Below are 11,339 nucleotides of genomic sequence, written 5' to 3'. Positions count from 1 at the left end.
CCGACTCCCGCGCACCGGGCGAAGCCAAGGATCCGGACAACTCCCACCTGTTCACCTTGTTCCAGGCCTTCGCCACGCCAGCGCAGTCCGACGAGTTCCGCAGCGAACTGCTGCAGGGCCTGGGTTGGGGCGAAGCCAAGAACCGCCTGTTCCAATTGCTCGACAGTGAACTGGGCGAGTCCCGCGAACGTTATCACCAGTTGATCGAACGCCCGGCGGACCTTGAAGACATCCTGCAACTGGGTGCGAAAAAAGCCCGGGCCGTGGCCACACCGTTCCTCAACGAACTGCGCGAAGCCGTCGGCCTGCGTTCGTTTGTCAGCCAGGTTCAGGTGGCGACCAGCACGAAAAAGAAAGTGGCCAAAGCCGCACGTTTTGTGAGCTTTCGCGAAGACGACGGCAGTTTCCGCTTCCGTCTGCTGGCCGCCGATGGCGAGCAATTGGTGTTGTCGCGCAATTTTGCCGATGGCAAGACCGCGGGCCAGGTCACCAAGCAACTGCAAGCCGGCCAGCCACTGGACGTGCGCAGCGACGAGCTGAGCTTCAGTGTCTGGCTTGACGGCGCCTGTGTGGCCGACAGTCCGGCCTTTGCGGACAGCGCCGCTCGGGATGCTGCCATCGAGGCTTTGCGCGTGGCCCTGACGCCAGTTCAGGACTGAACCGGGGCTATTCCGACCATCGGCTCGAATAAGGGCCGATTGCCATTCCCGCGGGCCGTCGCTACAGTGACGGCCCGTTTTTGTTGCCTTGCTAACGAATATGACGCCCCTAGAACGATATCAAGCTGATCTGAAACGCCCGGAGTTCTTCCACGACGCAGCCCAGGAAACGGCAGTGCGGCATTTGCAGCGCCTGTACGACGATCTGGTCGCCGCGTCGAACAACAAGCCGGGCTTGTTGGGCAAACTGTTCGGCAAGAAGGATCAGGTCCCGGTCAAGGGCCTGTATTTCTGGGGCGGTGTCGGCCGTGGTAAAACCTACCTGGTCGACACCTTCTTCGAGGCGTTGCCGTTCAAGGAGAAGACACGGACGCACTTCCACCGCTTCATGAAGCGTGTGCATGAAGAAATGAAGACGCTGGGCGGCGAGAAGAACCCGCTGACCATCATCGCCAAGCGGTTCTCCGACGAGACGCGGGTGATCTGCTTCGATGAGTTTTTCGTTTCCGACATCACCGACGCCATGATTCTCGGCACCTTGATGGAGGAGTTGTTCAAGAACGGCGTGACTTTGGTCGCCACCTCGAACATCGTGCCGGACGGCCTTTACAAGGACGGCCTGCAACGCGCGCGCTTCCTGCCGGCCATTGCGCTGATAAAGGAACACACCGACATCGTCAACGTCGACAGCGGGGTGGACTATCGCCTGCGTCACCTGGAGCAGGCGGAGCTGTTTCACTTCCCCCTGGACGCCGCGGCTGAAGAAAGCCTGCGCAAGAGCTTCCGGGCCCTGACGCCGGAATGCACCCAGGCGGTCGAAAATGATGTGTTGGTCATCGAGAATCGCCAGATCCGCGCCGTGCGGACCTGCGATGACGTGGCTTGGTTCGACTTTCGTGAACTGTGCGATGGCCCTCGTAGCCAGAACGACTACATCGAGCTGGGCAAGATCTTCCACGCGGTACTGCTCAGCAACGTGGAGCAAATGAGCGTCACCACCGACGACATTGCCCGCCGGTTCATCAACATGGTCGACGAGTTCTACGACCGTAACGTGAAGCTGATCATTTCGGCCGAAGTCGAACTCAAGGATCTCTACACCGGCGGTCGCCTGACCTTTGAGTTCCAGCGAACCTTGAGTCGGTTGCTGGAAATGCAATCACACGAATTCCTGGCGCGGGCGCATAAGCCGTAATCCGGTTCGGATAAAAAAAGGCCTGCAATTGCAGGCCTTTTTTGCGCGTGCGAGCTCAACGGCGCACCGCATAACCCTGTGGGAGCGAGCCTGCTCGCGATAGCGGTGTATCAGTCAACATCTATGCTGGCTGCCACACCGCTATCGCGAGCAGGCTCGCTCCCACATTGGACTGTATTCAACCCTTGATTCACGCCGCCTGCTGAAATTGCTGTCGATACTGGTTCGGCGATAACTCGGTATGTTGGCGGAACAGCCGTGCGAAGAAGCTCGCATCGTCGTAGCCGACTTCATAGCTGATGGTCTTGATGCTTTTGCGGCTGCCGGACAACAAGCCCTTGGCGGTTTCTATACGCAGCCGTTGCAGGTAATGCAGCGGTTTGTCCCCCGTGGCGGTCTGGAAGCGGCGCATGAAGTTGCGGATGCTCATACCGTGCTCCCGAGCGACGTCCTCAAAGCGGAACTTGTCGGCGAAGTGTTCTTCGAGCCAGTGCTGGATCTGCAGGATGATCACATCCTGATGCAGTTTCTGGCCCCCGAAACCGATTCTTCCCGGTGAGTAGCTGCGCTGCACTTCATAGAGAATGTCTCGTGCCACGGCCTGGGCCACGTTGGCGCCGCAGAACCGTTCGATGAGGTAGATATAGAGGTCGCAGGCCGAGGTCGTGCCGCCGGCGCAGAACAGGTTGTCGGCGTCGGTCAGGTGCTTGTCCTGGTTGAGGTGGACCTGGGGGAAGCGCTCCTTGAAGGCGTTGAAGAACCGCCAGTACGTGGTGGCTTCCTTGCCATCGAGCAGCCCGGCCTCGGCCAGCCAGAACACCCCGGTCGCCTCGCCGCAGAGCACTGCGCCACGGGCATGCTGTTCCCGCAGCCAGGGCAGGACCTGCGGGTAACGTTGGCAGAGGGTGCCGAAATCATCCCAAAAAGCCGGGAGGATGATCACATCGGTATTTTCCAGGCCGCCGTCCACCGGCATGATCACGTCGCTGAAGCTGTTCACCGGTTTGCCGTCGGGACTGACCAGCCGGGTTTCGAACGCCGGTGTCAGGCCGTGGCCCAGTTGTTTGCCGTAGCGCAGGCTGGCCAGGTGGAAAAAATCCTTGGCTTGCATGAGGGTGGAAGCGAAAACCCGGTCGATAGCCAGGATGCTGACGCGCCGCAAAGGCGTGGAGACGTGTTTGGACATAATTGATCTTTATTTTTATAGGGGAAAGTGGTCACCAGACGGCTGGATCGTCTTATTTTTTGTCGGATGTGTCCAGTGTCCTGTCATCCCCCGCAGGCTTAGGCTCTGTTGGATAACCCCATCGAACAATAATGCAAAGGTGCGCCATGATCCCCAGAACCCTGTTCAGTTCCGAGCACGAACTGTTTCGCGACAGCGTACGAACCTTCCTCGAAAAAGAAGCGGTGCCGTACCACAGTCAGTGGGAAAAACAGGGGCATGTGGATCGTCAGTTGTGGAACAAGGCGGGGGAGGCGGGGATGTTGTGCTCGCATCTGCCAGAGGCTTATGGCGGGCTGGATGCCGATTTTCTCTACAGCACCGTGGTGATTGAAGAAATTGGAAGGCTGGGGCTGACGGGCATCGGCTTCTCGCTGCACTCCGACATCGTTGCACCCTACATCCTGCACTACGGCAGCGAAGCGCTGAAACACAAGTACCTGCCCAAACTGGTGTCTGGTGAGATGGTCACGGCCATCGCTATGACCGAGCCGGGCGCCGGTTCCGACCTGCAAGGCGTGAAGACCACGGCGGTGCTGGAGGGTGATGAGTACATCATCAACGGCTCGAAGACCTTTATCACCAACGGCTTTCTGGCCGATCTGGTGATCGTGGTTGCCAAGACCGATCCGAAAGCAGGCGCCAAGGGCACCAGTCTGTTCCTGGTGGAAGCGGGCACACCTGGCTTCGAAAAAGGCAAGCGGCTGGAGAAGGTCGGGATGAAGGCTCAGGACACTTCGGAGCTGTTCTTCCAGGATGTTCGCGTACCCAAGGAAAACCTGCTGGGGCAGGCCGGGATGGGCTTTGCCTACCTGATGCAGGAACTGCCCCAGGAACGCCTGACGGTGGCTATTGGCGGCCTGGCGTCGGCCGAAGCGGCGCTGCAATGGACGCTGGACTACACCCGCGAGCGCAAGGCTTTTGGTAAATCCATCGCGGACTTCCAGAACACCCGGTTCAAACTGGCGGAAATGGCGACCGAGATCCAGATCGGTCGGGTCTTCGTCGACCGCTGCCTGGAACTGCATCTGCAAGGCAAGCTCGACGTGCCGACGGCGGCGATGGCCAAGTACTGGGGCACCGACCTGCAGTGCAAGGTGCTCGACGAATGCGTGCAGTTGCATGGCGGCTACGGGTTCATGTGGGAATACCCGGTCGCCCGGGCGTGGGCCGACGCGCGGGTGCAGCGCATCTATGCCGGGACCAATGAAATCATGAAGGAAATTATTGCGCGGTCGCTTTGATGTCGTAGTGACTGTTAGACCGCTATCGCGAGCAGGCTCGCTCCCACATGGGCTCTGTGTCGATCACAATGTTGTGGTCAGACATAAATCCAATGTGGGAGCGAGCCTGCTCGCGATGGGGGCTATGAACTGATCAAGGCGCCGGGTTCGGCTGATCCTTGTGAATCGCCTCGATCCCCGCCAGCACTTCATCGGACAGCTTCAGGTCGAAGCTGGCGATGTTGCTGTCCAGTTGCTCCAGGGTGGTGGCGCCAATGATGTTGCTGGTCACGAATGGTTGTCGGGTAACGAAGGCCAGGGCCATCTGCGCCGGGTCCAGGCCGTGTTCCCGCGCCAGGGCCACATAACGGCTGCACGCGGCTTCCGATTGTGGATTGAAATAGCGCATGAAGCGGCTGTAGAGCGTCAGGCGGCCCTTGGCTGGCCGTGCGCCGCCTTCATACTTGCCCGACAGGAAACCGAACGCTAATGGCGAGTAAGCCAGCAGGCCGCACTGTTCGCGGATGGCGATTTCCGAAAGCCCGATCTCGAAACTGCGGTTGAGCAGGTTGTAGGGGTTCTGGATCGACACTGCCCGCGGCCAGCCACGGGCTTCGGCCAGGGCGAGGAATTTCATGGTGCCCCACGGCGTTTCGTTGGACAGGCCGATGTGGCGGATCTTGCCGGCCCGGACCTGCTCGTCCAGGGCCTCGAGGGTTTCCTCCAGCGGGGTGAAATCTTCGTCGGCCTTGTGCTGATAGCCCAACTGGCCGAAGAAATTGGTGCTGCGTTCCGGCCAGTGCAGTTGGTAGAGATCGATCCAGTCGGTCTGCAGGCGCTTGAGGCTGGCGTCCACCGCTTCGACGATATGGCGGCGGTTGTGCTTGAGGTTTTTGTCGCGGATGTAGTCGATGGTGTTGCCGGGGCCCGCGATCTTGCTCGCCAGGATCCAGTCGGCACGGTCGCCGCGGCTCTTGAAATAATTGCCGATGTAGCGCTCGGTGGTGGCGTAGGTCTCGGCCTTGGGCGGTACCGGATACATCTCGGCGGTGTCGATGAAATTGATCCCGGCACCCTTGGCGCGTTCGATCTGGGCGAAGGCCTCGGCCTCGCTGTTCTGCTCACCCCAGGTCATGGTTCCGAGGCACAGGGCGCTCACGTTTAGATCGGTACGGCCTAGCTGGCGATAATCCATCGGGAACTCCTTGGGCAAAACAATCATAAAAGCAGGTTGAATTATTTTTCGCAATCTGCATAATTGCGCACCTCTTTCTGCAGTGGAAGTGATGCGCCGCCGCCGAAGAATCTTGCCGTTGAACGGACGCGCCGACCCGAGCCCCCGAAAGCGTCTGTATCCGGCTGCCTTTGACTTGTCAAAGTACGCACTATTCAGTAAGATCCGCCGTCTAATTTACAGGGCGGCCCCTGAGGCTATAAAGAATGAAAACTTTTACTGCTAAACCGGAAACAGTAAAGCGCGACTGGTTTGTCGTCGACGCTGCTGGTCAGACCCTGGGTCGTCTGGCCACCGAAATCGCGAGCCGTCTGCGTGGCAAGCACAAGCCTGAGTACACCCCTCACGTCGACACCGGTGACTACATCGTCGTCATCAACGCTGAGCAAGTACGTGTTACTGGCGCTAAAACCACTGACAAAATGTACTACTCCCACTCCGGTTTTCCTGGCGGCATCAAGTCGATCAACTTCGAAAAGCTGATCGCCAAAGCCCCTGAGCGCGTGATCGAGACCGCGGTTAAAGGCATGCTGCCTAAAAACCCACTGGGTCGCGACATGTATCGTAAGCTGAAGGTTTATGCGGGCGCTGCTCACCCTCATACTGCTCAGCAGCCCCAAGAACTGAAGTTTTAACGGAATAGTTCATTATGTCGGCGACTCAAAATTACGGCACTGGCCGTCGCAAGACTGCAACCGCACGCGTTTTCCTGCGTCCGGGCACTGGTAACATCTCCATCAACAACCGCTCCCTGGATAACTTCTTCGGCCGCGAAACTGCCCGCATGGTAGTTCGTCAGCCGCTGGAACTGACCGAGACCGTCGAAAAATTCGACATCTACGTCACTGTTATCGGTGGTGGTGTAAGTGGTCAGGCTGGCGCAATCCGCCACGGCATCACTCGCGCCCTGATGGATTACGACGAAACTCTGCGCGGTGCACTGCGCAAAGCCGGCTTCGTAACTCGCGATGCTCGTGAAGTTGAACGTAAGAAAGTCGGTCTGCGTAAAGCGCGTAAGCGTCCGCAGTACTCGAAGCGTTAATTTCGCTTTCGCGTTCAAAAGGCGCCCAGTTCCTCACGGAGCTGGGCGTTTTTTTATGCGCGAAAGATTTATGCTGTGACAACTTGCCACATCCGTGAAGCCCCTATACTACAAGGCTTGGCGGTTGGGTCGCTTGGTAATTACCTTGTCAGAACTGGGGCTTTTCATTACCATTCGGCAAAATTTTTATAAGTTCAGATTTTTACTTAGTAGACGCCTGATTTAACAGGCCACAAAGCTGATGGGAGAGGACTGAATGAGCAATGACGGCGTGAATGCAGGCCGGCGTCGCTTCCTGGTAGCAGCCACATCCGTGGTGGGTGCTGCAGGAGCGGTGGGGGCTGCGGTCCCGTTCGTGGGGTCATGGTTTCCCAGTGCCAAGGCGAAAGCCGCAGGTGCACCGGTGAAAGTGGATGTCAGCAAGATCGAGCCAGGCCAGCAGATGATTGCTGAGTGGCGCGGTCAGCCGGTGTTCATCGTCCGCCGTACAGAGGAAATCCTGGGGAATCTGAAAAAGATCGAGGGCCAGTTGTCTGACCCTACCTCCAAGAACTCGACGCAACCGACCTATGTCGATCCGGAGACACGCTCGATCAAGCCGCAAGTCCTGCTGCTGATCGGGATTTGTACGCACCTGGGTTGCTCGCCAACGTTCCGTCCTGAGGTAGCCCCTGCCGACTTGGGCAAGGACTGGGTCGGTGGTTATTTCTGCCCTTGCCACGGCTCCCATTACGACCTGGCGGGTCGCGTCTACAAATCGCAGCCTGCACCTCTGAACCTGCCAGTTCCCCCGCATTCCTATGAGACCGACGACATCATTGTCGTTGGCGTCGATACGGAGACAGCGTGATGAGCAAATTCATGGATTGGGTTGATGCGCGCTTTCCCGCGACCAAAATGTGGGAAGACCATCTCAGCAAGTATTACGCTCCGAAAAACTTCAACTTCTTCTACTTCTTTGGCTCCTTGGCATTGCTCGTTCTGGTCAACCAGATCGTCACCGGTGTCTGGCTGACCATGAGTTACACCCCTTCGGCGGAAGAAGCGTTTGCCTCCGTCGAATACATCATGCGTGACGTCGAGTACGGCTCGATCCTGCGTCTGCTGCACTCCACCGGCGCTTCGGCGTTCTTCATCGTGGTTTACCTGCATATGTTCCGTGGTCTGCTCTACGGTTCGTATCAGAAGCCTCGTGAGCTGGTGTGGGTCTTCGGCATGCTGATCTACCTGGCGCTCATGGCGGAAGCCTTCATGGGCTATCTGCTGCCGTGGGGCCAGATGTCCTACTGGGGCGCCCAGGTGATCATCTCGCTGTTCGGTGCAATCCCGGTCATCGGTGATGACCTGACCCAGTGGATTCGCGGTGACTACCTGATCTCGGGCATTACCCTGAACCGCTTCTTCGCCTTGCATGTGGTGGCCCTGCCGATCGTGATCCTCGGTCTGGTGGTGCTGCACATCCTGGCGCTGCACGAAGTCGGCTCGAACAACCCCGATGGCGTGGACATCAAGAAGTACAAGGACGAAAACGGTGTACCGCTGGACGGCATCGCCTTCCACCCGTACTACACCGTCAAAGATATCGTCGGCGTGGTAGTGTTCCTGTTCATCTTCTGCTCCATCGTGTTCTTCTTCCCAGAGATGGGTGGTTACTTCCTCGAGAAGCCTAACTTCGAGCAGGCGAACGCCTTCAAGACCCCTGAGCACATTGCTCCGGTCTGGTACTTCACGCCGTTCTACGCGATTTTGCGGGCGGTTCCAGACAAGCTGCTGGGCGTCATCGCCATGGGTGCGGCGATCGCCGTGCTGTTCGTCCTGCCGTGGCTGGACCGCAGTCCGGTCAAGTCGATGCGCTACAAAGGCTGGCTGAGCAAAATCTGGCTCTGGGTGTTCTGCATCTCGTTCGTGATCCTGGGTGTGCTGGGCGTACTCGCTCCAACGCCGGGCCGGACACTGCTGTCGCAGGTCTGCACCTTCCTGTACTTCGCCTACTTCATTCTGATGCCGTTCTACACCAGGCTCGAGAAGACCAAACCGGTTCCGGAAAGGGTGACTGGCTGATGAAAAAGCTATTTTCTGTACTGATTCTTGCTGCTATGCCTGTACTGTCCTTTGCGTCCGCATCCGGTGGTCCTGAGCTGGAAAAAGTCGACATCGACGTTTCCGACAAAGCTGCCATGCAGGATGGCGCGCGTACGTTCGCCAACTACTGCATGGGCTGCCACAGCGCCAAGTTCCAGCGTTACGAGCGCGTAGCTGATGACCTGGGCATTCCCCATGAGTTGATGCTCGAGAAGCTGGTGTTCACTGGCGCCAAGCTGGGCGATCACATGAACATCGGCATGCAGCCGGCAGACGCCAAGACCTGGTTCGGGGCTGCACCGCCCGACCTGACCCTGGTGGCACGCGTGCGTGGCACCGACTGGCTCTACGGTTACCTGCGTTCGTTCTATGAAGATCCTGCGCGTCCTTGGGGCGTGAACAACAAGGTCTTCCCGAACGTCGGCATGCCAAACGTTCTGGTCGGCCTGCAGGGTCGCCAGGTGGTAGGCTGCAAACAGGTTCAAATCGTCGAGGACGGCAAGAAGCAATACGATCCGCTGACCGGCACCGCTTTGACTCACGAAGCCTGCGACCAGTTGACCGTGTTGCCTAACACCGGCAGCCTGACTGAAGAGCAGTTCGACGAGAAGGTCAAGAATCTGGTGACCTTCCTGGCCTACTCGGCCAACCCGGTGAAGCTGGAGCATCAGCGCATCGGTACTTATGTGTTGCTGTATTTGGCGTTCTTCTTCGTATTCGCTTACCTGCTCAAGCGCGAATACTGGAAAGACGTGCATTGATAAAGCTGTAAACCGTTGCTGTTAATCGTGCGCGCCCAAGGGCGTCTCTGGATGTAACGAACCTGGTCCGCCAGGTGTTACGGGAGGCGCCCTTTGGGCGCGCTCGTTTTTCCGTTTTTCGATAATTTCAACAAGCGAGGAGGATCGCCATGGGCGTGACCAATCGGTTGGCCTGTTACTCCGACCCCGCCGACCACTACTCCCACCGGGTACGCATCGTACTGGCAGAGAAGGGTGTCAGCGCCGAGATCATTTATGTCGAAGCGGGCCGTCAGCCGCCGAAGCTGATCGAGGTGAACCCTTACGGCAGCCTGCCCACGCTGGTCGATCGTGACCTGGCATTGTGGGAGTCGACAGTGGTGATGGAATACCTGGATGAGCGTTATCCGCATCCGCCTTTACTGCCGGTATATCCTGTTGCGCGGGCCAACAGCCGTTTGCTGATCCATCGCATCCAGCGTGACTGGTGCGGGTTGGTGGACCTGATCCTGGATTCACGAACCAAAGAACCTGCGCGGGTCGTGGCGCGCAAAGAATTGCGTGAAAGCCTGACTGGCGTATCGCCGCTGTTCATCGACAAGCCATTCTTCCTCAGTGAGGAACAAAGCCTGGTGGATTGCTGCCTATTGCCAATACTCTGGCGTTTGCCGATTCTGGGTATTGAACTGCCGCGGCCTGCCAAGCCGTTGCTTGATTATATGGAGCGCCAATTTGCGCGTGAGGCATTCCAGGCGAGTCTGTCTGGTGTCGAACGTGACATGCGCTAAGGCTTAGGGAGCCGCTATGAACTCCAGTCGACCTTATCTGGTCCGCGCGCTCTACGAGTGGATTGTGGACAACGATTGCACCCCGCACATGCTGGTCAACGCCGAGTATCCATCGGTGCAGGTGCCGCAGGGTTTTGCCAACGATGGGCAAATTGTCTTGAACGTATCACCGGCCGCCGTGCGTCACCTGCACATGGACAATGATGCGGTCAGTTTCGAGGGACGCTTCGGGGGTGTGCCACACACCCTGTACGTGCCTATCGCCTCGATCCTGGGGATTTATGCCCGGGAGAATGGTCAGGGTATGGTGTTCGAGCTGGAATCGCCGTTGGATGGCGAAGAAGAGTTCGAGGCTGATGATGACCTGCCGCCACCGGATGACGAGCCGCCGCGTCCTAGCGGGCGACCTAGTTTGAAAGTGGTGAAATAGCTGGCAGATATGTGCCACAAGGCCATGTAGCCACAGGTTGTGTGAAGGCCTGGCAAGTTGGTTTAGAGAATGCCTGTGTCGCGAGATGCGGGCATTTTTTTTGTGTCGTTGGTGGGTGTGTATATCCGTTTCTGCGGTAACGGCTACTTATGGTTCCGCTCTTACAGCGGCTCACTTTTGAGAAGCGCAAAAGTAAGCAAAACGCTTCTGCCCCACCACTCGGTGCCTCGCCTAGGCTCGGCATGCCCGAACGAAGGCATTGCTCCGTGGGCCCGCCGCGAAGGGCCATCCATGGCCCAGCGCGGCTATCCCGGCATCCATGCCGGGATGCCCACTGCGCAATGCCTGCGTTCGGCCAGCGTGGTTTAACGGGGCGTCGAGATCAAGATCAAAAGCAGAGCAAGAGCAAGAGCAAGAGCAAGAGTGGGGTAGATGCCAGTATCTATTTAGCTGAACTACCGCTATCGCGAGCAGGCTCGCTCCCACATTGATTTGTGGGGGCTCACACATCTGCAAGCGACACAAAAACCTGTGGGAGCGAGCCTGCTCGCGATGACGCCGGTACATCCAAGCATCACTGCAAACTGACCCTCCACTTTCGCGAGCAAGCTCGCTCCCACAGGGGAAACCCGTTCGCTCCAGAACAGGCCGGCTGTCAGGCCGCCTCGTTTTTGATTTTGATCTGGGGCGCCCCGTTAACCACGCTGGCCGAACGCAGGTA

11 protein-coding genes and 1 pseudogene are annotated in these 11,339 nt (G+C 58.2%); 10 read left to right on the top strand and 2 right to left on the bottom strand.

The genetic code is table 11. The annotated features are described in order from the left end of the window. Together GSM73_RS27490 and zapE are read left to right on the top strand one after the other, a co-directional pair. A pseudogene (locus tag GSM73_RS27490) lies at positions 1-659 on the top strand (tryptophan--tRNA ligase); the annotation flags it as partial. Positions 660-759: 100 nt separating this feature from the next. Then, on the top strand, positions 760-1,854 hold the full coding sequence (zapE, locus tag GSM73_RS17595) for a cell division protein ZapE (RefSeq protein WP_047228578.1): 1,095 nt from the start codon (positions 760-762) through the stop codon (positions 1,852-1,854). Positions 1,855-2,044: 190 nt separating this feature from the next. Here the strand turns inward: zapE and GSM73_RS17590 are convergent, their stop codons facing one another. Then, entirely contained in the window at positions 2,045-2,941 is an 897-nt protein-coding gene (locus tag GSM73_RS17590; RefSeq protein ID WP_172833813.1) for a GlxA family transcriptional regulator, read from the bottom strand. Between the two features lie 245 nt (positions 2,942-3,186). On the opposite strand from GSM73_RS17590, the gene GSM73_RS17585 reads away from it, so the two are divergent. Beyond that, positions 3,187-4,323 (top strand): acyl-CoA dehydrogenase family protein, encoded by a 1,137-nt coding sequence (locus GSM73_RS17585; protein ID WP_047228576.1) that lies wholly within the window; start codon positions 3,187-3,189, stop codon positions 4,321-4,323. Between the two features lie 133 nt (positions 4,324-4,456). Here GSM73_RS17585 and GSM73_RS17580 read toward each other — a convergent pair whose 3' ends face one another. Then, positions 4,457-5,497, bottom strand: a complete 1,041-nt coding sequence (locus tag GSM73_RS17580; protein WP_047228575.1) for an NADP(H)-dependent aldo-keto reductase — start codon at positions 5,495-5,497, stop codon at positions 4,457-4,459. Positions 5,498-5,742: 245 nt separating this feature from the next. Here GSM73_RS17580 and rplM point away from each other — a divergent pair, with 245 nt between their 5' ends. From rplM to GSM73_RS17545, 7 genes are all read left to right on the top strand, one after another. Further along, a complete protein-coding gene (rplM, locus tag GSM73_RS17575) occupies positions 5,743-6,171 on the top strand; it encodes a 50S ribosomal protein L13 (protein WP_003205365.1) in 429 nt (142 codons plus the stop codon). Positions 6,172-6,185: 14 nt separating this feature from the next. Then, positions 6,186-6,578 (top strand): 30S ribosomal protein S9, encoded by a 393-nt coding sequence (gene rpsI, locus GSM73_RS17570; RefSeq protein ID WP_003205364.1) that lies wholly within the window; start codon positions 6,186-6,188, stop codon positions 6,576-6,578. A gap of 256 nt (positions 6,579-6,834) precedes the next feature. Further along, entirely contained in the window at positions 6,835-7,428 is a 594-nt protein-coding gene (petA, locus tag GSM73_RS17565; RefSeq protein ID WP_047228574.1) for a ubiquinol-cytochrome c reductase iron-sulfur subunit, read from the top strand. Next, positions 7,428-8,639: a cytochrome bc complex cytochrome b subunit gene (locus tag GSM73_RS17560; protein WP_047228573.1), complete on the top strand. Its 1,212-nt coding sequence runs from the start codon at positions 7,428-7,430 to the stop codon at positions 8,637-8,639. Before petA ends, GSM73_RS17560 begins: the two co-directional genes overlap by 1 nt. Next, positions 8,639-9,421, top strand: coding sequence for a cytochrome c1 (locus GSM73_RS17555; protein ID WP_047228572.1), 783 nt, complete (start codon positions 8,639-8,641; stop codon positions 9,419-9,421). Before GSM73_RS17560 ends, GSM73_RS17555 begins: the two co-directional genes overlap by 1 nt. A 149-nt stretch (positions 9,422-9,570) precedes the next feature. Further along, positions 9,571-10,188, top strand: a complete 618-nt coding sequence (locus GSM73_RS17550; protein WP_047228571.1) for a glutathione S-transferase N-terminal domain-containing protein — start codon at positions 9,571-9,573, stop codon at positions 10,186-10,188. A 16-nt stretch (positions 10,189-10,204) separates the two neighbouring features. After that, a complete protein-coding gene (locus GSM73_RS17545) occupies positions 10,205-10,618 on the top strand; it encodes a ClpXP protease specificity-enhancing factor (protein ID WP_047228570.1) in 414 nt (137 codons plus the stop codon). Positions 10,619-11,339 lie beyond the last annotated feature (721 nt).

The sequence above is a fragment of the Pseudomonas sp. PICF6 genome (assembly GCF_009831705.1).
Classification (GTDB): Bacteria; Pseudomonadota; Gammaproteobacteria; order Pseudomonadales; family Pseudomonadaceae; genus Aquipseudomonas; species Aquipseudomonas rhizophila.
Note: the sequence above shows the minus strand (reverse complement) of the source record. Positions and strands in the feature narration are given on the sequence as shown.